Annotated in this window: 22 protein-coding genes and 1 pseudogene; 12 read left to right on the plus strand and 11 right to left on the minus strand. The window is 68.2% G+C overall.

The genetic code is table 11. The features are described from left to right. Positions 1–115: 115 nt before the first annotated feature. Both NVU01S_RS07135 and NVU01S_RS07140 read left to right on the plus strand, forming a co-directional pair. The gene (locus tag NVU01S_RS07135; RefSeq protein ID WP_041563527.1) at positions 116–736 is read left to right on the plus strand and encodes a TetR family transcriptional regulator; all 621 of its coding nucleotides are present in this window, start codon (positions 116–118) and stop codon (positions 734–736) included. A gap of 160 nt (positions 737–896) precedes the next feature. After that, positions 897–1,316 (plus strand): nitroreductase family deazaflavin-dependent oxidoreductase, encoded by a 420-nt coding sequence (locus tag NVU01S_RS07140; RefSeq protein WP_043669793.1) that lies wholly within the window; start codon positions 897–899, stop codon positions 1,314–1,316. 16 nt (positions 1,317–1,332) lie between these two features. On the opposite strand, the gene NVU01S_RS07145 is transcribed toward NVU01S_RS07140, so the two are convergent. Next, the gene (locus NVU01S_RS07145; RefSeq protein WP_043669796.1) at positions 1,333–3,075 is read right to left on the minus strand and encodes a flavin monoamine oxidase family protein; all 1,743 of its coding nucleotides are present in this window, start codon (positions 3,073–3,075) and stop codon (positions 1,333–1,335) included. Positions 3,076–3,195: 120 nt separating this feature from the next. Here NVU01S_RS07145 and NVU01S_RS07150 point away from each other — a divergent pair. Beyond that, positions 3,196–3,351: pseudogene (locus NVU01S_RS07150) on the plus strand (VOC family protein); the annotation flags it as partial. A gap of 44 nt (positions 3,352–3,395) precedes the next feature. Here the strand turns inward: NVU01S_RS07150 and NVU01S_RS07155 are convergent. Then, positions 3,396–3,791 carry a nuclear transport factor 2 family protein gene (locus NVU01S_RS07155; protein WP_043669799.1) on the minus strand — a complete coding sequence of 132 codons (396 nt, stop codon included), beginning with the start codon at positions 3,789–3,791 and terminating at the stop codon, positions 3,396–3,398. A gap of 102 nt (positions 3,792–3,893) precedes the next feature. On the opposite strand from NVU01S_RS07155, the gene NVU01S_RS07160 reads away from it, so the two are divergent. Next, positions 3,894–4,502 (plus strand): TetR/AcrR family transcriptional regulator, encoded by a 609-nt coding sequence (locus NVU01S_RS07160; RefSeq protein ID WP_043669801.1) that lies wholly within the window; start codon positions 3,894–3,896, stop codon positions 4,500–4,502. Positions 4,503–4,518: 16 nt separating this feature from the next. Here the strand turns inward: NVU01S_RS07160 and NVU01S_RS07165 are convergent, their stop codons facing one another. After that, the gene (locus NVU01S_RS07165; RefSeq protein WP_043669804.1) at positions 4,519–5,046 is read right to left on the minus strand and encodes a DinB family protein; all 528 of its coding nucleotides are present in this window, start codon (positions 5,044–5,046) and stop codon (positions 4,519–4,521) included. A gap of 110 nt (positions 5,047–5,156) precedes the next feature. On the opposite strand from NVU01S_RS07165, the gene NVU01S_RS07170 reads away from it, so the two are divergent. Both NVU01S_RS07170 and NVU01S_RS07175 read left to right on the plus strand, forming a co-directional pair. Then, on the plus strand, positions 5,157–6,941 hold the full coding sequence (locus NVU01S_RS07170; RefSeq protein ID WP_043669808.1) for an N-acyl-D-amino-acid deacylase family protein: 1,785 nt from the start codon (positions 5,157–5,159) through the stop codon (positions 6,939–6,941). A gap of 36 nt (positions 6,942–6,977) precedes the next feature. Then, positions 6,978–7,577, plus strand: a complete 600-nt coding sequence (locus NVU01S_RS07175) for a TetR family transcriptional regulator (protein WP_043669811.1) — start codon at positions 6,978–6,980, stop codon at positions 7,575–7,577. Between the two features lie 23 nt (positions 7,578–7,600). Here the strand turns inward: NVU01S_RS07175 and NVU01S_RS07180 are convergent, their stop codons facing one another. The 3 genes from NVU01S_RS07180 to thrS form a co-directional block, all read right to left on the minus strand. Beyond that, positions 7,601–8,446 carry an alkylmercury lyase family protein gene (locus tag NVU01S_RS07180; RefSeq protein ID WP_043669813.1) on the minus strand — a complete coding sequence of 282 codons (846 nt, stop codon included), beginning with the start codon at positions 8,444–8,446 and terminating at the stop codon, positions 7,601–7,603. Positions 8,447–8,604: 158 nt separating this feature from the next. Next, complete coding sequence (locus tag NVU01S_RS07185; RefSeq protein ID WP_043669816.1) at positions 8,605–9,249, minus strand: VOC family protein; 645 nt, start codon at positions 9,247–9,249, stop codon at positions 8,605–8,607. Between the two features lie 91 nt (positions 9,250–9,340). Next, positions 9,341–10,558 (minus strand): threonine--tRNA ligase, encoded by a 1,218-nt coding sequence (gene thrS / locus NVU01S_RS07190; RefSeq protein ID WP_043669818.1) that lies wholly within the window; start codon positions 10,556–10,558, stop codon positions 9,341–9,343. Positions 10,559–10,844: 286 nt separating this feature from the next. Here thrS and NVU01S_RS07195 point away from each other — a divergent pair, with 286 nt between their 5' ends. Next, complete coding sequence (locus NVU01S_RS07195; protein ID WP_082032023.1) at positions 10,845–11,222, plus strand: hypothetical protein; 378 nt, start codon at positions 10,845–10,847, stop codon at positions 11,220–11,222. A 63-nt stretch (positions 11,223–11,285) separates the two neighbouring features. Next, on the plus strand, positions 11,286–11,621 hold the full coding sequence (locus NVU01S_RS07200) for a YnfA family protein (RefSeq protein WP_043669823.1): 336 nt from the start codon (positions 11,286–11,288) through the stop codon (positions 11,619–11,621). Between the two features lie 25 nt (positions 11,622–11,646). Here the strand turns inward: NVU01S_RS07200 and NVU01S_RS07205 are convergent, their stop codons facing one another. The 5 genes from NVU01S_RS07205 to NVU01S_RS07225 all read right to left on the minus strand — a co-directional run bounded on the left by NVU01S_RS07205 (position 11,647) and on the right by NVU01S_RS07225 (position 15,532). Then, entirely contained in the window at positions 11,647–11,856 is a 210-nt protein-coding gene (locus NVU01S_RS07205) for a hypothetical protein (RefSeq protein WP_043669826.1), read from the minus strand. 26 nt (positions 11,857–11,882) lie between these two features. Then, positions 11,883–12,356, minus strand: coding sequence for a hypothetical protein (locus NVU01S_RS07210; protein WP_156161558.1), 474 nt, complete (start codon positions 12,354–12,356; stop codon positions 11,883–11,885). Positions 12,357–12,545: 189 nt separating this feature from the next. Continuing rightward, positions 12,546–12,809, minus strand: coding sequence for a hypothetical protein (locus tag NVU01S_RS07215; RefSeq protein WP_043669831.1), 264 nt, complete (start codon positions 12,807–12,809; stop codon positions 12,546–12,548). A gap of 115 nt (positions 12,810–12,924) precedes the next feature. Further along, positions 12,925–14,955 (minus strand): NADPH-dependent 2,4-dienoyl-CoA reductase, encoded by a 2,031-nt coding sequence (locus tag NVU01S_RS07220; protein WP_043669833.1) that lies wholly within the window; start codon positions 14,953–14,955, stop codon positions 12,925–12,927. 19 nt (positions 14,956–14,974) lie between these two features. Continuing rightward, positions 14,975–15,532, minus strand: a complete 558-nt coding sequence (locus NVU01S_RS07225; RefSeq protein WP_043669835.1) for a PadR family transcriptional regulator — start codon at positions 15,530–15,532, stop codon at positions 14,975–14,977. 178 nt (positions 15,533–15,710) lie between these two features. Here NVU01S_RS07225 and NVU01S_RS07230 point away from each other — a divergent pair, with 178 nt between their 5' ends. The 4 genes from NVU01S_RS07230 (at position 15,711) to NVU01S_RS07245 (ending at position 20,893) form a co-directional block, all read left to right on the plus strand. Next, positions 15,711–17,069 carry an MFS transporter gene (locus NVU01S_RS07230; RefSeq protein ID WP_043669838.1) on the plus strand — a complete coding sequence of 453 codons (1,359 nt, stop codon included), beginning with the start codon at positions 15,711–15,713 and terminating at the stop codon, positions 17,067–17,069. A 58-nt stretch (positions 17,070–17,127) separates the two neighbouring features. Further along, positions 17,128–17,931, plus strand: coding sequence for a mycolate reductase (gene cmrA / locus NVU01S_RS07235; RefSeq protein ID WP_014982429.1), 804 nt, complete (start codon positions 17,128–17,130; stop codon positions 17,929–17,931). Positions 17,932–18,081: 150 nt separating this feature from the next. Beyond that, entirely contained in the window at positions 18,082–19,425 is a 1,344-nt protein-coding gene (gene lysA, locus NVU01S_RS07240) for a diaminopimelate decarboxylase (protein WP_043669842.1), read from the plus strand. A 193-nt stretch (positions 19,426–19,618) separates the two neighbouring features. Next, the gene (locus tag NVU01S_RS07245; RefSeq protein WP_043669845.1) at positions 19,619–20,893 is read left to right on the plus strand and encodes a diaminopimelate decarboxylase family protein; all 1,275 of its coding nucleotides are present in this window, start codon (positions 19,619–19,621) and stop codon (positions 20,891–20,893) included. Positions 20,894–20,932: the final 39 nt, after the last annotated feature.

Raw genomic sequence — 20,932 nt, forward strand, 5'->3', positions numbered from 1 at the left:
CTGTACACTCAACTAGTGTGACCGATGGCAGGGGTCGGGTGTCAACCGGCAAAACATGTGACCCGAACAACATCTTTGGATGAGTGGAATGGTGAACGGATGTATGCTCACCGTGATGAGCGAGCAGTCAGCAACCCGAGGCGAGCGCAAGGAGCGCACGCGACAGGCCCTCATGGACGGCACCCTGGCGTTGGCCGCCGACCGCGGCTTCGCCGCGCTCAGCCTGCGTGAGATCGCCCGTTCCGCGGGCATCGTGCCGACCGCCTTCTACCGGCACTTCGCCTCGCTCGACGATCTCGGCGCGACCTTGGTCGACGACGGCATCACCGCCCTGCGGCTCGCGCTGCGTGAGGTGCGGCGCAATCCCGAGGCCAGCCTCGCCGACACCGTGCGCTTCGTGTTCGCGCAGGTCGACCCGAAACGGGAACTGTTCGGTTTTCTCACCAGGGAGCGCCACGGCGGATCGGCTGCGCTGCGCAAATCCATTGCGCTGGAGATCCAGTTGATCGTGCGGGAACTGGTCGCCGACCTCTCCCGCATCCGCGCGCTGGACTCCTGGTCCCCCGCGGATCTGGAGATCGCCGCCGACCTGCTGGTCGCCACGGTCTCGGACGGCATCGCCGCCTACATCTCGGCACCGGCGCGCGAACAAGAACTGCTCGTCGACCGCACCGTGCAACAGATGCGCCTGATCGCCCTCGGCATGGGCGCCTGGTGGCCACCGAAGGAACGCTGAACCGGGCGCGCACGCCCGGCATGCGGAATCAGACGAGGTCACCCCAGCTTCACCCGGGTCCGCCCTGAGTCGGATGCGGCGCGGCCACGCGCTTTCTAAGCTGTCTGCGACGGTGTGCCCGCACACCGTTCGTTCGCGGCCGAATGTACACGGAGGACGCATGACCCAGGCAGATCGTGGCCCGCAGTTCTTTCCCACCTGGTTCGGCCGCTGGCAGAGCCGGTACATGAACCCGGTCGCCCGTCGCCTATCGCGCTACCTCCCGACGTTCGCGGTGATCGAACACCGGGGACGCAAGTCGGGCAAACCCTATGAGACGCCGGTCAACACGTTCAGCGTCGACAGCGGACTGGGCATCGTGCTCGGGCACGGAACCACCGACTGGGCGCGCAACGTACTCGCCGCGGGCGACGCGCGGTTGCGCCGCCGCGGCCGGTCGATCCGGCTCGTCAACCCGCGCATCGTCGACAGCGATACCGTCGCGCGATTGCCGCTGGTGCCGCGCACGGAGACCGGGCTCGTCCACGCGATCACGGGCAAGCGGCTGCGGCTGTTCGTCGCCGATATCGCGCCGAGCTGACGAAACCGGTTGCGGCTCAGCGCTGGTGGACCTCGAGGGCGCTGCGGACACCGCTTTCCAACGCGCCTTCGATCCACGCGGTGTTCAGGCTGGTGTGGTCACCGGCGAAATGCACTCGGCCCTCGACCGATCGGGTGGCGAGATGATGCTCGTGCAACTGGCCGGGCGCCGGGATGGCCGCTTCGCCGAGCGCGTAGCGGGCCCGCGCCCAGCTCTGGGTGATGCCGACGCCGGTGAATTCGGCGTCGACCCGCGCGCCGAACAGTTCGCGCAGGCCGGCCAGGGCGAAGTGGATGCGCTCCCCCTCGGTGAGTGCGTCCCAGCGCATCGCGTCGTCGGCGAAGGTGTAGGCGGCCAGCACCACACCGCCGTCGGAATCCGTGACGTGCGAGGGGAAATACGTGCACCGATTCGGCGAATCACTGACGCAGCGCCCGCCGCGGAAGCCGGCCGGTCCCTGCTCCCAGAAGCGACTCTTGAACTCCAGCAACACTTTTGTCGCCGAGTCGTGCTGCAGTTCGATGATCGCCCGGCGCTTGGCGTAACTCAACGGCGGATCGAACGTGCAGAAGCGCGCCGCGGTGAACGGGATCGCCACGATCGCGTAGTCCGCCTCGAACGACTCGACCGGATCGATCGGCCGGCCGTCGGAGGTCTCGTCGCCTGCTTCCGCGGTGGTCCGGATGCGCACGCCGTGCTCGGTCTGCTCCAGCCCGGTCATGCGCTTGCCCAGCAGGAGCGCCGGTCCCAGCTGCCGGGCCAGCGCGTCGGTGAGCGTCGACATGCCGCCCGCCAGTTCCCAGTAGGTGGCGCCTGCCGGGATCAGGGTGTGGTCGACCAGCGGGAAGACAACGCTGTACCCCAGCCGAGCGGTCAGGTTCTCCAAGGTGCCGACCGCATCGATCCGCGCTTTGGGCCAGCCCTGCTCGCGCAGATAGTCACGCAGGGAATGGTTTTCGTAGGTGTGCAGTAGGCGGGTCCAGCTTTCGACCTGCCGCTCGATCGAACCACTCTGCCGCACAGCGTCTTTGCGCAGTTCGGCATCGAGCGCGACGTTGCTGGCCGTGGACAGCGCACAGCCGAAACCCGCGTGCACCGCGCCGGGGTTCGCGGCGTAGTCGCCGCGCGACACGACGCGTCCGTTCACCTTGATCAGCCCGCGGCCCGCCGGATCCGGTGGCACGTAACGCATTACGGGACCGTTGGACCACTCCTCACCGGTGAAGGAGCGGTAGACGACCGGCGGCGTGGCAGGCGTAGGGGTGTCCGGATGCACGTCGGCGCTGTAGAACGGCCTGCGCGGCAAGCCGAACTTGTCGGCCAGCGCCAGCGCCAACGGCTGCGCGCTGGACAGCCGCATCGCTCCGCCCTCGGCGTAGAGGGCAGGATCGGTGAAAACACCGCGAAACGTCTTGACCCGGCCGCCGACCCGATTTCGGTTGGCCTCCAACACCGTCACCTGATGTCCGGCCGCGGCGAGCAGGTTCGCGGCACTCAACCCCGCCGGGCCCGCGCCGACGACGATGATGCGCTTGCGCCGATCCGTGGCGGGAAGACCGGTGTCGACGAGGGCCGTCAAATACGTCAACGTGAGATCGGTGCCGTTCGCGCCGACGCCGAGCAGCTGCCTGGCCAGCCATTCGCTGCGCGAACTGGCGCCGACGCTGGCGGCGGGCACGCACGCCGTCGTCACCAGCGCACCCGCGGCCAGCGCGGTACCCAGCAGACCACGTCGGGACACCCCGCTGCCGTTCGACATCCCCGATCCTCCCCCGTGCGAGGGGCACCGCCCCGGCTTCGCCATGACGGCCGCAGACGGTACCCGAAACCGTGCGGCGCCCAGCGGATCCCGCGGCCGCGGCCGGTAGCGCGGGCGATTCGCCCGACGTTCGGGCCCAGCGCGCGGACCGCCCTGCGGTTCGGCGACCAGAAGCTGAATCTGCGGCCGGTCGGTGCGCGGGGCGAGATGATCTCGCACTACTGCCGCGATCCGGACGGAAACCTCATCGAGATCGCCGTCTACCCGTCAGTCTGACCACAACCGCCGGACATGTTCCGGCGGTTGGGTTTTCGGGCTCGTCAGGCGATGTCGGCCGGGGTGGCCAGTGCGGCCTGCATCGCCACGCCGTCGACGTAGGTGTGCTTCTCGCGCACCGCGCCATCTTCGACGAAGACCACGTCGGCGATGTCCACATCGACGGCGGCGCCGGTGACCGAGGTGCCCGACAACTTCCACTGGACCGCCCAGAAATCGTCGCCGACGCGCAGATTGACCAGGTGGAAGGTCAGGTCCGGGACCAAGGCGAAGGTTTCCGCGGCGGCCGCGCGGATCTCGGCCCGGCCGTGCGCGGGCGCACCCCCGGAGTGCAGATGGAAAATCGAGTCGGGCGTGTGCAATTCGACGATGCGGTCGGGATCGCGATCAGCCCAGCAGGCGTGGTAGCGCTCGAACAGATCCTTGGTGCCAACGGACATGATCCGAATCCTTCTAAGATACAAACAGGATGACTGTATGTTCCACGAAGGTGGCCGCCGCGGTCAAGGGGTGCGGCGGCGTGGATAGACTGCTACGTCGCCATGAACGCTGATCGACGAACCCAGGCCGAACGGTCGGCCGCCACCCGCGCCGCGGTGATCCGTGCCGCGCGAGAACTGTTCGGCCGGTTCGGATATGGCGCGGTGAGCACCGTCGCGGTGGCCGAGGCGGCGGGCGTCAGTCGCGGTGCGCTCTATCACCAGTTCAGCGAGAAGCGCGAGCTGTTCGAGGCGGTGTTCGAGGACCTCGAGCGCAGCCTGGTCGAGGTGATCGGCACGGCGGTGGCCGAGGCCCGGTCCGACGATCCGATCGCCGGCTTGATCGTCGGCTGCCTGGCCTGGTTGGACGCGTCGACCGCGCCCGAGGTGCGGCGCATCGCACTGTTGGACGGCCCCGCGGTGCTGGGTTGGCACCTCTGGCGCGAGATCGAGTTGCGGCACACGATCGGCCGGGTGGAAAACGCCCTGGCGGGCGCCATCGCGGCGGGACGTATCCGCCGCCAACCCGTGCGCCCCCTGGCATTGATCATCGTCGGCGCCCTGGACGAGGCGGCCCAAATCCTCGCGCACTCAGCCGAATCCACCGAAGACACCGCCGCCGTCCGCGCGGTGATCGAGCAGTTGATCACCGGCCTCACGATCAACGGTTGAGCCGAAACCGCCTGCCTCACTGACCGTTGCGCGCCGCGTGCAGCAGCCGCAACTGCCCGATCTCGGCGGCGTTCTTCATCAGTTCGGCGTTCACCCAGGCGATGGTGTGCGCTACGGACTTGCCGTCCTCGCCGGACCACGGAAACGCCGCCGGGGCAACGAGATCCGCGTCGGAGATCCGATCCAACACACACGACCATTCAGCCCGCAAGCCGCGCAGCCATGCGACGACGGCGTGGTCACCCGGCCACTCGATCTCGTGCCGCCCCCGGGGTGCCCGACCGGCCAGATGATCCATGGCCACACTCCACCACCAGCCGATATGCCAGCTGAGCCAGGCGATGGTCGGCACCGGGATCGGATCAGGCTCGACGTCGGCCCAGTCCGGCACCCAGCTCCCGTCGGCTCCGGTCCGCAGCGTCCAGCACAGGTCTGCGGGCTCCCAGCGGACCTCGGCCTCGGTCAACCGCTCGAGGTGGAATTCGAACAGCGCCCAGACCAGGTCGAATTGCCAGCGCAGCACGGTAGACGACGACAAATCCATGGGTCGAATCATGCCTACCCCACCTGACCAGGGCAATTGGTTTGCCGAACTTAGATAGTGATCGATCACCATTTATGTTACCGTCAAGCGAAACGGCCAGGAGGCATGCGATGTTCGACATGATCGTGCGAGACGGACTCTGGTTCGACGGAACGGGTGCGCCGCCGCAACGCCGCGACCTCGGCATCCGGAACGGGATCGTGGCGGCGATCTCGGCGCAGCGACTGCCCAGCGGTCCGGACACCGAGGTGATCGAGGCCGAAGGCAAATGGGTCGCACCGGGTTTCGTCGATGTGCACACCCATTACGATGCCGAACTCCTTGCGCGTCCGGCACTTTCGGAGTCGGTACGGCACGGTGTCACGACGGTGTTCATCGGCAACTGTTCGCTGTCCACCATCCTGGCCTCGAACGCGGACTGCGCGGACTTCTTCAGCAGGGTCGAGGCGGTGCCCCGCGCGGCCGTGCACGACGTGCTGGAGGCGCACCGCGACTGGCGAACTCCCGCCGAATACGCCGCAGCGCTGGAGCGACTTCGATTGGGCCCCAACGTTGCCGCGTTCCTCGGCCATTCGGATCTGCGGACCCATGTGCTCGGTCTCGACCGCGCCGTCACCCGGGACACCCGGCCGAGCGCGGCGGAACTCGCGCGCATGCAGACGCTGCTGGAGCAGGCCATCGACGCGGGCTTCCTCGGCTTGTCCTCGATGACCAACACCCTGGACAAGATCGACGGCGAGATCTACCGTTCCCGCTCGCTGCCCTCGACCTACGCCCGCGGCCGGGAGTTCCGGGCGCTCAACGCCGTACTGCGCCGCCGCGGCCGCATCCTGCAGAGCGCGCCGACCATCAACTTCACGCCGAATATCTGGAAGTTCTTCGCGGCCAGCTCGGGGTTGTTCGGGCGCAAGGCTTTGCGGACCTCCCTGCTGTCGGCGGCCGACTCGAAGGCGTATCCGCCGATCGTGTTCTTCATGATGTACGCCGCGCCGCTGCTGAACCGGTTCGCGCGCACCGACTTCCGATGGCAGCACCTGCCGGTGCCGTTCACCGTCTACGCCGACGGCATCGACCTGGTGGTGTTCGAGGAGTTCGGCGCAGGCGCCGCGGCACTGCATCTCAAGGACGAGGTCGAACGCAATGAACTGTTGCAGGACAAGGAATATCGTCGCTGGTTCCGCAAGGACTACGACAACAAGTTCAGTCCCCGGATCTGGCACCGGGACTTCTTCGACGCCACCATCGTGGCCTGCCCGGACGAGAGCGTGATCGGCAAGACCATCGGGCAGGTCGGCAAGGATCGCGGGTTGCACCCGGTCGACGCCTACCTCGACCTGGTCGTCGAATACGGCACCCGGTTGCGGTGGCGGACCACCGTGGCCAACCATCGGCGCAAGTACCTGGACAAGCTCGCCACCAACCCGGGTGTGCAGATGGGGTTCGGCGACGCGGGCGCGCACCTGCGCAACATGGCGTTCTACAACTACCACCTGCGGCTGCTCGAACGGGTGCAGGCCGCGCAGGGCCGCCGCAAGCCCCTCATGCGGACCGAGCAGGCCATCCACCGGCTGACCGGCGAGCTCGCCGACTGGTACGGCCTCGACGCCGGTCACCTGCGCGTCGGGGATCGCGCCGATCTCGTCGTGCTCGACCCCGCCGGGCTGGACCAGTCCGTGCACGGCCTGCACGAGCGCCCGATGCCCGAGTTCGGTCTCAACCGCATGGTCAATCGCAACGACGGCGCGGTGACGGCCACCGTCGTCAACGGCGTAACCGTCTATCGCGAAGGACAATTCGCGGCCGGCTTCGGCACCGACTGGGGCACCGGCCAGTTCTTGCGCGTCGGCCGGCCCGCACGCGCACACGTCGAGATCCGGCATTCCGTCGGCTCCTGAGCAGCGGCGGCGCACCGTGCCCTTACGATCGCGCACATGAGCCGCACCCAGCGCGAACGGCGCGAGTCCACCATCGCCAAGCTGCTCGACGCGAGCATCGCGACGATCAGCGAGAAGGGCTATGCGCGCGCCTCGGTCAAGACCATCGCGTCCCGGGCCGGGCTCTCCTACGGTGCGCTGTTCCGGCACTTCGAGACCATGGCGGATTTCATGGTCGCCACTGCCGAAGAGGCGTTCCGGCGCCAGCTCGATGCGTTCGAGACACGGTTCGCCGCCATTCCGGCCACGGAACGCGGCGTGGAAACGGTGTTGCGGCTGCAGTACGAGCTGGCGGGCAACTCCGTCAACACCGCGATCTACGAATTGCAGCTGGCGGCGCGCACCGACGAGAAGTTGCGCGAGGGATTGCAACCGGCGCTGTTCGCCTACGGCGTGCGCATTCTGCAACTCGCCCTCGAGACCACGGACCCCGACCCGGCCATCGATCCGGCGGATTTCGCCACGGTGGTGTTCATGATCAGCGATATGTTCGACGCCGAGCACTTGTTCCGGCACGTCCGGCCCTACCCGGAACTGACCGAGCGCCGAATCCAGTTGCTCACCACCATGATCGACGCGCTCCGACCGACTCGCTGATACACCGCGCACCCGTTACCGCGTCAGCGCAGCCGGAACCGCAGGAAGAATCCCAGACCACGACGCCGCCACGCACGCAGCATCGGAAGGGTTGGGAGCCAGAAGGTTTCGAGGCGCGGGAAGCCGCGTGGCGACCAGCCGACGAGCCCGAACCGACGCAGCTTGCGGGCGAGCGGCAGCAGCGGGAACACCGGCTGGTAGTCGTAGTCCAGCCTGCCCTTGCCGAGCAGTTCGGTGATGAGACGGCCCATCTGTTCGGGGGCACGGGTGACACCCTTGATCTCGGGATGCGCCCGGCGCCACTGCTCGGCGGCCTCCTCGGACGCGAAAAAGCTGTTGTAGTCGCACCATCCGACCACCCGATGCGGCATCTCACGCAGCGGGTACCCCAGATGCACCCGCAGTGTGCGGGGCGCGTAGTCCAGTAGCACCCCGTCGCGTCCGACCAGACGCACCGGCTGCCCGGTCTGCCTGCACACCGACTCGACGACGACCTCCGCGCCGGGGAACTGCCCGGAGATCGCGCAGGCCTCGACGGCGCATTCGGCGAACCAGCGCTGCACGCCGTCGACGGTGATCCGATAGTGGTTCTCGAACGTCGCGAACGGACGCGCGTAGACGATCTCCCCCACCGCGGGTTGCGGCCGCGCCAGCGGCTCGTCCTGGAACACCGGACTGTCCGCGTGTTCCTGGTCTTGCCGTGCCACGCAGATGGCGCCTTCCAGGTCGCGCAGGTCCGCGGAAAGATCCGCCTCCGAGAGCACGAACTCGGCCCTGAGCTCGGCAATCGTCGGCGCCGTTCCCTCCCGCCGGACCTGCGTCATGATCCGCTGCCGGATATCGCGGGCACGGTCGGTGAGCTCTGCCATTCCTGCCTCCGAGAAACGCCTCGTCGTAATGCAATCAATGACCGCATTGCGATCACTGTTCACATTATGATGGGCCGACGGATCCGGAAAGTCAATGAGCACGAGCTTCGCGAAGGTGCGCGAGGAAGCCGTAGTCGCGGGCCGCCGATGGTAGACGCTCAACGGTCGGCGGCGGCCGGGGTCGGCTCCCATTCGAAGCCGTCGGGGTCGGCGAAAGCGCCCAGGCCACTCGCGAGGACGATGCGGTGCGAGCCGGAACCTTCCGGGGCCACGCCGGCGTCCTTGGCCGCCGCCTTGCGCCCGTACAGCGCCAGTTTGATCGCCGCGGCCGGCGCCTCGAACTCGGCGTACTTGCTGCCGAAACTCTTGCCGACCGACAGACCGCGATCGGCGTAGAACTGTTTGGTCGCCTTCACGTTGTCCACACCGAACAGCACGACGAAGTCGTCGATCTCCCGGGTGGCCGGGCCGGTGTCCTTCTTCGCCGAGGTCGCGATCTTCCAGATCGCACCGTCCGGGGCCTGCACGACCGCGCCGTAGCCCCAGAAGCTCTTCTTCGCGGGCTTGACGATCGTCGCGCCCGCCTGCACGGCGCTGCCGACGAGGCTGTCGACGGTGCTGGGCTGCGAGACGACCAGCGAGAGGATGAAACCGCGGAATCCGCTGGTCGGCGCGTCCGAGGCGCGTACCCGCAGCTTGTCGCCGAGGCCGAACGCGGCCGCGTAGAACTCCGCCGCCGCGGCGGGGTCGGCCACCTCGAGGGTGACGGCGTCGATGGTGATCTGGTCAGTGGTGATGTTCATGTCGATAACGCTAGGTGCGGGCCGGTGACCAGCGCTTCTCGATTCCTGATCGGTTCGCGCGGCCGCCGGCCACCGGCCCGCCGCCGGGCGATCAGTCAGCCCACAGTCGGGTGTCGTGGCGGTCCACCAGCGCGCGGATACGCGCGATCGCGTCGTCCGCCGACTGCGCAGGCAGCCTTCGTCCGTCCCGGAGCCGTACCGCGACCGCGTCGTTCGCGATCTCGGCCGGTCCGAGCACGAATTGATAAGGCGCCGAGCGGCTTTCCCGCACCCGTGCGGCCAGGCTGCCCGATTCGGCCCCGAAGACCTCGGCACGCAGACCGGCCCGCGCACACCGATCGCGCAGCTCGACGGCAGCGGCTGCGTCGGCGGTCGAGATCGGCAGCACGGCAACCTGTTTCGGGGCCAGCCAGGCCGGGAACGCGCCACCGTGCTCTTCGATCAGCTGGGCGACAGCGCGCTCGACGCTGCCGATGATGCTGCGGTGCACCATGACCGGGCGATGCTTCGCGCCGTCGGGCCCGACGTAGTGCAGATCGAACTGATCGGGCTGATAGAAGTCGACCTGTACGGTCGACAGGGTCGACTCCCGGCCCGCGTGGTCGTGCACCTGGACGTCGATCTTCGGCCCGTAGAACGCGGCTTCGCCCTCGACTGCGTCGTACGGCACCCCCACCCGGTCGAGCACCTCACTCAGAATCTTGCTCGCCCGCAGCCACATATCCGGTGCCGCAACGTATTTGCCGCCGGGGCCGGGCAGCGACAACCGGTAGCGCACCGCGCTGAGACCCATCGCGCGATACGCGGCCCCGATCAGCGCGAGGGCGTTCGCGGCCTCGTCGGCGACCTGATCGAGGGTGCAGAAGATATGCGCGTCGTTGAGCTGGATACACCGCACCCTGGTCAAACCGCCCAGCACGCCGGACAATTCGGAGCGATACATCGCACCGAGTTCGGCCATGCGCAGCGGCAGTTCGCGATAGCTGTGCGAGCGGGATCGGTAGATCAACGCGTGATGCGGACACAGGCTCGGGCGTAACACGACCTGTTCACCGCCGAGATCCATCGGCGGATACATGTCTTCGTGGTAATGCGCCCAGTGCCCGGATATTTCGTACAGCTCGCGCTTGCCCAGGACCGGGGAATACACGTGCTGATAGCCCGCCTGGCGTTCCACGCCGCGGATGTAATCCTCCAGGCACTGGCGCACGATCGCGCCGTCGGGCAACCAGTACGGGAGCCCGGCCCCGATCAACGGGTCGGTGTCGAACAAGCCGAGTTCCCGGCCCAGTTTGCGATGGTCGTACATGAGGTCTCCTCCGAATGGGGCGGATGACCACACGGCAAAGCCCCGGGCATCCGCCCGGGGCTTTGTCAGAACAAGAGTCAGCGCGCCGGGACGTCGTCCGGCGTCGTGATGCACTGTGCGCGCTGCATGCGCGAGACGGTACACCCGCCACGCATGGGGAACAACGGGATTTCCGGCGCTGCCCGCTTGCCGCCCGGTCGAATTCGAGCTTGTATCCGATACCCGGTACGGGCTTAGCATCGAATTACGCGGCGCTGATCGGCGCTTTCGGTGTGGGAGGTAGGCGATGACCGCACAACCAGTCGAACGAGGCGATGGGCCCGTGCGGGTGCGCTGGGCTCCGGTGCAGGGGTGCACGCTGCCCACCGCCGCGCAGCCGGTACGCGAGGCCGAGTTCGCCGCACTGTTCGCCGCGGCGGTGCGGACCGTGCAGCGGCCTTCGCCGTACCTGCTGCGGCTGGCGGTGGCCGCTGGTGCGGAGCAGACGGCGCGGGACCTCGCCGCCCGCGAATCCGGGTGCTGCTCGTTCTTCACCTTCGAGTTCACGCCTCGGGATCCGGACACGGTGTGGATGGACATCGAGGTCCCCGCCGCGCAGGTTGCCGTGTTTGACGGTCTCGCCGCCCAGGCGATCGAAGCGAGCGGCTCCGACACCACGCGGTGACCGGCAGGCGAGGTCACGGTGCAGGCCCGGACGGCGCGGGTTGATCTTCTACGCTGCGTGCCTATGACCGTCTTGCGTTCGATCCTGCTCTTCGCGTTGGCCGCCGTGGCCGAGATCGGCGGGGCGTGGCTGGTCTGGCAAGGCGTCCGCGAACACCGCGGCCTGGCGTGGATGGGCGCCGGGGTGCTCGCCCTCGGTCTCTACGGATTTGTCGCGACCCTGCAACCCGACGCCAACTTCGGCCGCATTCTCGCCGCGTACGGCGGCGTCTTCGTCGCGGGCTCGCTGCTGTGGGGGATGGCGCTGGACGGATTCGAGCCGGACCGCTGGGATCTCACCGGCGCCCTCCTCTGCCTGCTGGGCGTCGCTGTCATCATGTACGCGCCCCGCGGCGCCTGACCCGCCGCGAACGGCTGGACCGGGCCTAGCCCAACTCGACTTCGTCGAATCCCACGGTGAGCCGGTGCCGCCGATCCCGCAGCACGCCGCCTTCCCGGTGCGCGAGCCCCTCACCGAAGTCGATGCGCAACGTCGACCGCCGCACGTCCACCTCCCGGACGACCGCGCAGACACCGCTGAACGGCCCCTCCGGGAAGTAGACGACGTCACCTGGCGCGTAATCGGAGAACCCCACGCCCCCACAGTAATCCGGACCGGCGCTCACTCGGCCGCGTCGAAGAGCACGATCGGGCCCGCGCTGATCCAGTGCTGAACCGGCTTCGTGACGCAGTTCTCGTCCAGATGGTTCAGATCCGGCATCGACTGGACGAACGAAACATAGTGGTACGGGCCGAGATAGCCCTCCATGAAGTTCTCGGCGCCGACGCTCACGTAGGTGGCGGGCCCGTCGAGTTGCAGCGTCCCGCCGTCCATGGTCGGCAGCCGCACCGTGACGTGCCCGTCGCCGCCGTCGGTGAGGCAGGTGCCGGTACTACCCAGGCCGGGCCGGGTGCCGGTGGTGACGTCGGCGTCGAATACACCCGCCCGGAACGGATCCAGTTCGCGACCGGCGAGCCGTCCGGCGCAGACGATCGTGAGCCCCCGGTTGCGGACCTGCTGCTGCGACGGCGTCAAGCCAAGACCCGGCGGAAGCGCCCGCTCGGCCCCCGCGACGAAACAACTCGCGGTGCTCACCGGCGCAGCGGACGCAACTGGTTGCGGCACAAATGCAGCGCCGGTGAGCGATAACAGTGCGATGGCGAACGTCGCCGCACGACGCCTGACTTCCCCTCCCGTATGCGATAACCCCCCGATCGTAAACACGCTTGCGTTGTCCCCGTGGGCATTCGACGGTCAGAGATGAAACACGTTCCAGTTATTCGGTTACCGGTTGGGCGGCGGGCAGGGCTTACCGTTGAGATCGGACGGCGGCGGCAACGGCTTGCCGTCGGAGCCGACCGGCGGCGGCAACGGCTTACCGTCCGAACCCAGCGGCGGGGGCACGCACCCCTCGGGCGGCGTGGCGCCCTGTACCGAACCGAATCCGCCGAGCCCGATGGGGTTTGCCGTCGCCGAGCCGGCGGCGAGCAGCCCCGACCCCATGATCGCGGCGAAAACCAAGACACTGGCCGTACGCAGCAGCCTCATATCAATTCCTGTCTCGAATGCTGTTGTCCTGTCATGGCTTTAGACGCGCGACGGCACGTCCGGTTCCACGGCCGAACAAATATGAGCTACGTCACATTCGAGACCCGGCGTCGATTCAGAGGCGAGCCGCCAGCCGCGTGCCCTGATCGATGGCCCGCTTGGCGTCCAGCTCGGCGGCGAGTTCGGCACCGCCGATGAGGTGCAGGTTCACGCCTGCGGCGCGCAGCTCGTCCTCCAGGTCGCGCACGGATTCCTGGCCCGCGCAGACGATGACGTTGTCGACCGGGATCAGCTGGGGACGTTGCCGCTTCTCACCGAAGCTGATGTGCAGGCCGTGGTCGTCGATGCGCTCGTAGTTGACCCCGCCGATGTGATCGACGCCCTTGGCTTTCAGCGCCGCGCGATGCACCCACCCGGTGGTCTTACCCAGGTCCTTGCCGAACGGTGTCGACTTGCGTTGCAGGAGCACGACCTCACGCGCGGCCGGCGCCGGCTTGGGCCTGGTGAGCTGGCCGGGGGCCTGCTCGTTGTCGGCGTCGACGCCCCACTCTTCCTTCCACTCGTCGAGCTTGAGCGTGGGATGGCCTTCGACGGTGAGGAATTCGCTGACGTCGTAACCGATACCGCCCGCGCCGATCACCGCGACGCGCTTGCCGACCGGCCGCTCCTCCCGGACCAGCTCGGCATAGGACAGCACCATCGGATGGTCGATACCCGGGATGTTCGGGATGCGCGGCTTGACGCCGGTGGCGAGCACCACCTCGTCGTAGCGGCCCGCGATGAGTTCGGCCGCGCTCACGCGCTTGTTCAAATGCACTGTCACGCCGGTGACTTCGAGCTTGCGCCGGTAGTAGCGGATGGACTCGTCGAACTCTTCCTTGCCGGGGATGCGGCGAGCGATGTCGAACTGTCCGCCGATCTTGTCGTCGGCTTCGAACAGGTCGACGCGATGACCGCGCTCGGCCAGGTTGACCGCGGCGGACAGCCCGGCCGGTCCGGCGCCGACCACCGCGATCCGCTTGGTGCGACGGGTGGGCAGCAGCTGAAGCTCGGTCTCGTGACCCGCCCGCGGGTTCAACAGGCAGGACACGGTCTTGCGCTGGAACGCGTGGTCGAGGCAGGCCTGGTTGCAGGCGATGCAGGTGTTGATCTCGTCGATCCGGTCCTGCTTGGCCTTGTTCACCCACTCCGGATCGGTGAGGAACGGGCGGGCCAGCGAAACCAGTTGCGCGTCACCGCGAGTGAGGATTTCCTCGGCGATCTCGGGCATGTTGATCCGGTTCGACGCGCAGACCGGAATGTCGACCTGCTTGGTGATCTTCGCGGTGAACTCGACGAAGGCCGCCCGCGGCACCGAGGTCACGATGGTCGGCACCCGCGCCTCGTGCCAGCCGATATCGGTGTTGAGGATGTTCGCGCCCGCCGCCTCCAGTTCCTTGGCCAGCGCGACGATCTCGTCGAAGGTCTGCCCCTTCTCGACCAGCTCGGCCATCGAGAGCCGGAACACGATGATGAACTTCGGGCCGACCGCGGCACGGGTGCGGCGCACGATCTCCACCGCGATCCGGCGGCGGTTCTCGGCCGAACCGCCCCACTTGTCGGTGCGCTTGTTGGTGCGCGGCGCGAGGAATTGATTGATGAAATAGCCTTCACCGCCCATGATTTCGCAGCCGTCGTAGCCCGCGAACTGGGCCAGCCGCGCGCAGCGCACATAGTCGTCGATGGTGCTCTCGACACCCTTGGACGACAGCTTGCGCGGACGGAACGGATTGATCGGCGCTTTGATCGAGGACGCGGAAACGCTGCCCGGCACATAGGAGTAGCGGCCCGCGTGCAGGATCTGGATGGCGATCTTGCCGCCTTCCTTGTGCACCGCCTTGGTGATCACCCGATGCCGGTAGGCCTCGGTCTTGTTGGTCAGCTTGGAGCCGAAGGGCAGCAGCCACCCGGTGCGGTTGGGCGCGTATCCGCCGGTGATGATCAGGCCGACACCGCCGCGGGCGCGTTCGGCGAAGTAGGCGGCCAGCTTGTTGGTGTCCCAGGCACGGTCCTCCAGGCCGGTGTGCATCGACCCCATCACCACGCGATTGCGCAAGGTGGTGAAGCCGAGGTCCAGGGGCTCGAAAAGATGCGGGAAGGAACTCATCGGCGCGTCTCGCTTTCGGTCAATCCGGGTGCGGGGCTGTCGCACTCGGGCGCAGGGCTTGCAGAACTTCGTCGCACCATTCGATGAACCCCGCCTCCACGCGGATGCCCGCGCGCAAGACGAGGAACTGGTGCAGAGCCGTCCCGGAGAGTTGATCCGGGACCGGAAAGTCGCGTTTTTCGATGAGGCGGTACACCTCTAGGCGCTGGGCGTGCTGGTCACGGTGGCGGGCGACCTCGGCACACAGCGCGGTGATGTCACCGTAGGCGGCGGCGCGGATCTTGATCGCGAGCTCGTTGCGCGGGGTGCCGGCGTCGGAGGGTTCGGCGATCCAGCGAGCCAGCTCGGTGCGGCCGGCCGGGCTGACCGAGTACACCTTCTTGTCCGGCCTGCCCTCCTGAACCACCGACTCGCTGTTCAGCCAGCCGGACTCTTCCATGCGCTTGAGCACCCGGTAGATCTGCTGATGGGTGGCGCTCCAGAAGTAGCCGATGGACTTCTCGAAGCGGCGCGCCAGCTCGTACCCCGAGCCGGCCCGCTCGGTCAGCGATACCAGCAGCGCATGCTCGAGGGCCATGGCGTCAGATTAGCCGTAACACACAGTACTATGCAACTGAGTGCATAACGTTCGGCTACCGTGCCGGTAACTCGCCGGAACGAGACCTGCGCTGCGCGCGTAGCACCCCGGTATCAAATCGGCGCGCAGGCCGCTTTGTCGGCCACCGGCGGGGCCCGCGGCGGATAGGCTGCGCGGCATGACCGAGGTGAACGCGCGAGCGACTGTCGGACAGGCCGCCGGGCGCGCACAGGTGGTGGCGTGGGGATTCTGGGACTGGGGATCGTCCGCCTTCAACGCCGTGATCCTCACCTTCGTCTTCTCCGTGTACCTGACCGACAAGGTCGGTGACGATCTGCCGGGCCCCTTCTCCTCGAGTACCTGGCTGGGCTTGACCCTCGGTGCCGCCGGGCTGTTGGTGGCGCTGACCGCGCCGATCTTCGGGCAGCGATTCGACGCGTCGGCGAAACGCAAACGCTCCCTTGCCTTCTTGACCGGGCTCTGCATCGCGTCGATGACGCTGCTGTTCTTCGTGCACGACGACTACCACTATCTCGGGTACGGCCTGCTGCTGCTCGGACTCGGCTCCGCCTTCTTCGAGCTGGCCAGCGTGCCCTACAACGCCATGCTGCGCCAGGTGTCCACCCCGGACAACGTCGGGCGGGTCTCCGGATTCGGCTGGGCCATGGGCTATTTCGGCGGCATCTTCCTGCTGCTGATCTGCTACTTCGGTTTCATCTCCGGTGACGGCGACAACCGCGGGCTGCTCGGCATCCCCACCGACGACGGACTCAACATCCGGTTGGTCGCCGTCGTCGCGGCGGTCTGGTTCGCGGCGTTCGCGCTGCCGGTACTGTTCAGCGTCCCCGAATTACCGCGCACCGACGCCGATCCCGGCGCCGCGAACGCCGGGTTCTTCGCGTCGTACAAGGTGCTGTTCCGGGATCTGGGTGAGCTGTGGCGCGTCGATCAGCGCATCGTCTGGTTCCTGTTGGCCAGCGCGGTCTTCCGCGACGGGCTGGCGGGCGTCTTCACCTTCGGCGCGGTGCTCGCGGTCCGGGTGTACGACATCGCCGAGGCCGATGTGCTGCTGTTCGGCATCGCGGCCAATGTGGTTGCGGCACTGGGCGCGATCGTCGCGGGACGGCTCGACGACCGGGGCGGGCCGAAACGCGTCATCGTGGTCTCGCTGGTATCGATGATCGTGTGCGGCCTCGCGCTGCTGGTGGTGTCGGGCCCGCTGATGTTCTGGATCTTCGGGCTGCTGCTCACCGTGTTCGTCGGGCCGGCGCAGTCCGCGTCCCGCTCCTTCCTCGCCCGCCTGGCTCCGCCGGGACGGGAAGGTCAGATCTTCGGCCTCTACACCACCACCGGACGCGCGGTGTCGTTCCTCGCGCCGCTCTCGTTCGCCCTGTTCACGATTCTGTTCGACACCGATCGAGCGGGCATCGTCGGGCTCGTCCTCGTGCTCGCGCTCGGGCTCGGCGCCCTGCTGCCGGTCCGCTCGCCCGCGCCGACGGACGTGCAGACAGCTCCGCTGGACAATCCGGCCCACTAGCCGAGGTCTCGGCAGACCGCCCGCCTCGTCGTCCCGAAACATCGCTTAGGCTCCTGGCGTGAGCTTGCCCTCCCCCACCTCCGAGAACCGCGCCGTGGTCACCGGCGCCTCCTCCGGCATCGGCACCGCGCTGGCCGCCGACCTCGCCGCCCGCGGCTATTCGCTGATCCTGGTCGCCCGCCGTGGTGAGGTGCTCACCGAGCTCGCGCAGCGGCTGACGCTGGCGCACGGCATCACCGCCGAGGTGCGCGCGGTCGATCTGTCCGACCGCACCCAGCGCGGCGCCCTGGTCGAGGAACTCGGCGCCCGCGACATCGCGATCCTGTGCAACAACGCCGGGATCGCCACCTTCGGCGCGGTCGCCGAGCTCGATCTCGCCTACGAGCGGGCGCAGATGGAACTGAATGCCGTTGCGGTGCACGACCTCACGCTCGCGGTACTGCCCGGCATGATCGCGCGCGGCGCCGGCGGCATCCTGATCAGCGGCTCGGCCGCGGGGAACATGCCGATCCCGAACAACGCGACCTACGCCGCGAGCAAGGCCTTCGCCAACACCTTCTGCGAGTCACTGCGCGGCGAGCTGAAGGATTCCGGCGTGCACGTCACCTTGCTCGCGCCCGGCCCGGTGCGCACCGAGACGCCCGATCCCGCCGAGGCGTCGATCGTGGACCGGCTGGTGCCCGATTTCATGTGGGTCTCCTCGGAGTACACCGCGAAGGTGTCCATCGACGCGCTGGCCCGCAACAAGATGCGCGTCGTGCCGGGCTTGATCAGCAAGGGCATGAGCGTCGCGGGGCAGTACGGGCCGCGCGCCGTCACCGCACCCATCGCGGGCGCCTTCTACCGCAAACTTGGCGGCTGAGACTGCGGTCACGGACCTGGTCAAGGTTCCGTCAAGATCGGGGCTCGGCTCGTCAAGCACCCGTAAGCTGGACGTTTGCCCAGGGGGAATCGGCGTAGTCCTGACAACGGCCCCGCATACGGAATAGCGGGGGCGCACACAGGAGACACCGTGACGCTGCTCGAAATTTTCCCGTCGCTGAAGTCGGGAATGCCCTCGCGCCTCGACTCGGCGGTATGGCCGCAGGACACGCATTACGACGACGCGGGCCGCATAACGATCGGCGGGGTCGCCCTAGCCGATATCGCGGACCAGTACGGCACTCCGACCTACGTCCTGGACGAGCGCGAGGTCCGGGAACGCTGCCGGGCCTACCGCAAGGCCTTCCCCGAGGCCGAGATCATCTATGCCGGTAAGGCTTTGATGATCCGCGCGGTCGCCAACTGGGTTTCCCAGGAGGGACTGTCGGTGGACGTGTGCTCCGCCGGGGAGCTGGCCATCGCACTCGCCGCCGGCGTCGCACCGCGCCGGATCATCATGCACGGCAACGGCAAATCCTTCGACGAACTGACCGCCGCGGTGCAGGCCGGGGTCGGCCGCATCGTGGTCGACTCGCTGGCCGAGATCACCCTGCTCTCGGCGCTGGTCACCGATTCGCAGAATGTCCTGCTCCGCCTCTCCCCCGGCATCGACGTGCACGGACATCCCGCGGTGAAAACCGGTGTCACCGATCAGAAGTTCGGCTTCCCGCTCGGCGGCGACACCGCGGCCGAGGCGGTCGCGCGCATCCTGCGCCAGCCCAAGCTGAACCTGGTGGGCTTCCACTGCCACCTCGGCTCGCAGATCCACGATCCGGACTACTACGGCGAGGCGGTACGCCGGATGGTCGCCGAGATGGCGCGGGTGCGCGCCGACCACGGCCACCTGCTTACCGAACTCGACCTCGGCGGCGGGCACGCGGTGGCCTACCGCACCGGTGATATCGCGATGGACCTCGCCGACCTGGCCGCCATCATCGAGGACGCGCTCGACGCGGCCTGCGCGCGCCAGCACTTCCCGCGCCCGACCATCTCGCTGGAACCGGGCCGCGCGATCGTCGCGCACGCGGGCGTCACGCTGTACCGGGTGCTCTCGGTCAAGCACATCGAAGGCGGGCACACCTACGTGACCGTGGACGGCGGCATGAGCGACAACCCGCGCGTCGCGCTGTACGGGGCGCGCTACAGCGTCGTCGTCGCGAACCGGCACCCCACCTGCGCGAGCATGACCGCGACGGTCGCGGGACGGTTCTGCGAGGCGGGTGACATCCTGGCCACCGACGTGCAACTCCCGGTCGACCTGCGCCCCGGCGAGGTGCTCGCGGTGCCCAGCACCGGCGCCTACCACCACAGCCTCGCCTCGTCCTACAACAGCGTGGGCCGTCCGCCGATCGTCGCGGTGCGCCACGGACAGTGCCGGGAGCTGGTACGCCGGGAGACCACCGCGGATCTGCTGAGCCGCGACGTCGGGTACTGAGCGGTTCGCACCGGTCTGTCCATGCGCCAGGCCGGTGCGCGCTCCGGGATCGGCGCGTGTCAGTGATTCGTCAAGATCGCGGGGCCGGTGGTCAAGGTTGCGCTAAGCGACCCGCCCCGGGTCTACGCAAGGGCGTAGTAGTTGGTAGGCCCCGCAGCACAGCGAAAGCGGGGAGCGGATCAGGAGAGCAGCCGTGACGCTAGTGGACTTCTTGTCGCCACCTCGGCCGGGTGCGGCCACACTGCTGGATTCCGCGGTGTGGCCCGCCGGCGCCACCTACGATGCCGGGGGCCGGATCGTGCTCGCCGGCGTGGCGCTCACCGAGATCGCCGACAACTACGGCACCGCGCTGCGGGTGGTCGACGAGCGCGAGGTCAGACAGCGCTGCCGGGTATACCGCAAGACCTTCGCCGAGGCCGAGATCGGCTACGCCGCAACGGCCTTGCTGGTGCGCGGCATCGCGAACTGGGTCACCGCCGAGGGGCTCTCGGTGGTCGCGGGCACGGCGGCGGACTTGACCGCAGCCTTCGCCGCGGGCGTCGATCCGAAGCGAATCATCTTGCATGCCAACCGGACTCCGCGCGCCACGCTGGAGACCGCGGTGGCCCGCCGGGTCGGCCGGATCGTGGTCGGATCGTTGGACGAGATCGGCGTGCTCGCCTCGATCGCCACCCGACCGCAGCGCGTGCTGCTGCGCGTCGCGCCGGGGATCGGCCGCGACGGCTACCCGACCTGGGACGACGCCGACGCCCCCGGCTTCGCGCTCGGTGACATCGCCACCGCGGTGGCCCGGGTACTGGGCACGCCGACGCTCGAACTGATCGGCTTCCACTGCCATCTCGGTTCGCAGATCTACAACCCGGACCACTACGGCGAGGCGATCCGGCGACTGGTCGCCGAGATGGCGCAGGTCCGCCGCGACCACGAGCGCCTGCTCACCGATCTGGACCTGGGTGGCGGTCACGCCATCGCGTATCGCAACGGCGACGCCGAGATGAACCTCACCGAGCTCGCCGCGATCATCGAGGACGCACTCGACGCCGCCTGTGCGCGACAGCATTTCCCCCGGCCGAACATCGCGCTGGAGCCGGGGCGCGGCATCGTCGCGCGGGCAGGTGTCACGCTGTACCGCGTGCTGTCGGTGAAACACAATGACGGCGGCCGCATTTCGGTCGTCATCGATAGCGAGGAGCGCGGCGGCAACAGCGCCTACGCGGGCACGGTGGTGGCGAATCGGCGGCCGTCCGGGCCGCTGTCCAGCGCCACCGTCGCGGGGCGCGCGGGCGACGTCATCCTCGCGGCCGACGTACGGTTGCCCGCCGACCTACGCCCCGGCGAAATACTGGCCGTGCCGTGCACCGGTGCATACCATCGCGGGCCCGCGATGTCGGTGATCGGCGTACGGGGTGGCCGATGCACGGAACTGCTCCGCCGTGAACCGCACCTGCTGGATCGCGACGCGAGCTGAGAACAGCTACAGGACCCCCCGATCCGGCAGGCCGAGTCG

Source organism: Nocardia vulneris (assembly GCF_001613425.1).
In the GTDB taxonomy this organism is placed as follows: domain Bacteria; phylum Actinomycetota; class Actinomycetes; order Mycobacteriales; family Mycobacteriaceae; genus Nocardia; species Nocardia vulneris.

Bases quoted from the DNA above. Each gene is read 5' to 3' on its own strand.
- NVU01S_RS07180 (WP_043669813.1), bottom strand. From the start codon at position 8,446: ATGGCAGAGCTCACCGACCGTGCCCGCGATATCCGGCAGCGGATCATG.
- NVU01S_RS07215 (WP_043669831.1), bottom strand. From the start codon at position 12,809: ATGAGGCTGCTGCGTACGGCCAGTGTCTTGGTTTTCGCCGCGATCATG.
- NVU01S_RS07170 (WP_043669808.1), top strand. From the start codon at position 5,157: ATGTTCGACATGATCGTGCGAGACGGACTCTGGTTCGACGGAACGGGT.
- NVU01S_RS07225 (WP_043669835.1), bottom strand. From the start codon at position 15,532: ATGGCCCTCGAGCATGCGCTGCTGGTATCGCTGACCGAGCGGGCCGGC.
- NVU01S_RS07230 (WP_043669838.1), top strand. From the start codon at position 15,711: ATGACCGAGGTGAACGCGCGAGCGACTGTCGGACAGGCCGCCGGGCGC.
- NVU01S_RS07160 (WP_043669801.1), top strand. From the start codon at position 3,894: ATGAACGCTGATCGACGAACCCAGGCCGAACGGTCGGCCGCCACCCGC.
- NVU01S_RS07200 (WP_043669823.1), top strand. From the start codon at position 11,286: ATGACCGTCTTGCGTTCGATCCTGCTCTTCGCGTTGGCCGCCGTGGCC.
- NVU01S_RS07175 (WP_043669811.1), top strand. From the start codon at position 6,978: ATGAGCCGCACCCAGCGCGAACGGCGCGAGTCCACCATCGCCAAGCTG.
- NVU01S_RS07195 (WP_082032023.1), top strand. From the start codon at position 10,845: ATGACCGCACAACCAGTCGAACGAGGCGATGGGCCCGTGCGGGTGCGC.
- NVU01S_RS07140 (WP_043669793.1), top strand. From the start codon at position 897: ATGACCCAGGCAGATCGTGGCCCGCAGTTCTTTCCCACCTGGTTCGGC.
- NVU01S_RS07220 (WP_043669833.1), bottom strand. From the start codon at position 14,955: ATGAGTTCCTTCCCGCATCTTTTCGAGCCCCTGGACCTCGGCTTCACC.
- NVU01S_RS07165 (WP_043669804.1), bottom strand. From the start codon at position 5,046: ATGGATTTGTCGTCGTCTACCGTGCTGCGCTGGCAATTCGACCTGGTC.
- NVU01S_RS07155 (WP_043669799.1), bottom strand. From the start codon at position 3,791: ATGTCCGTTGGCACCAAGGATCTGTTCGAGCGCTACCACGCCTGCTGG.
- NVU01S_RS07135 (WP_041563527.1), top strand. From the start codon at position 116: ATGAGCGAGCAGTCAGCAACCCGAGGCGAGCGCAAGGAGCGCACGCGA.
- NVU01S_RS07185 (WP_043669816.1), bottom strand. From the start codon at position 9,249: ATGAACATCACCACTGACCAGATCACCATCGACGCCGTCACCCTCGAG.
- NVU01S_RS07145 (WP_043669796.1), bottom strand. From the start codon at position 3,075: ATGTCGAACGGCAGCGGGGTGTCCCGACGTGGTCTGCTGGGTACCGCG.
- thrS (WP_043669818.1), bottom strand. From the start codon at position 10,558: ATGTACGACCATCGCAAACTGGGCCGGGAACTCGGCTTGTTCGACACC.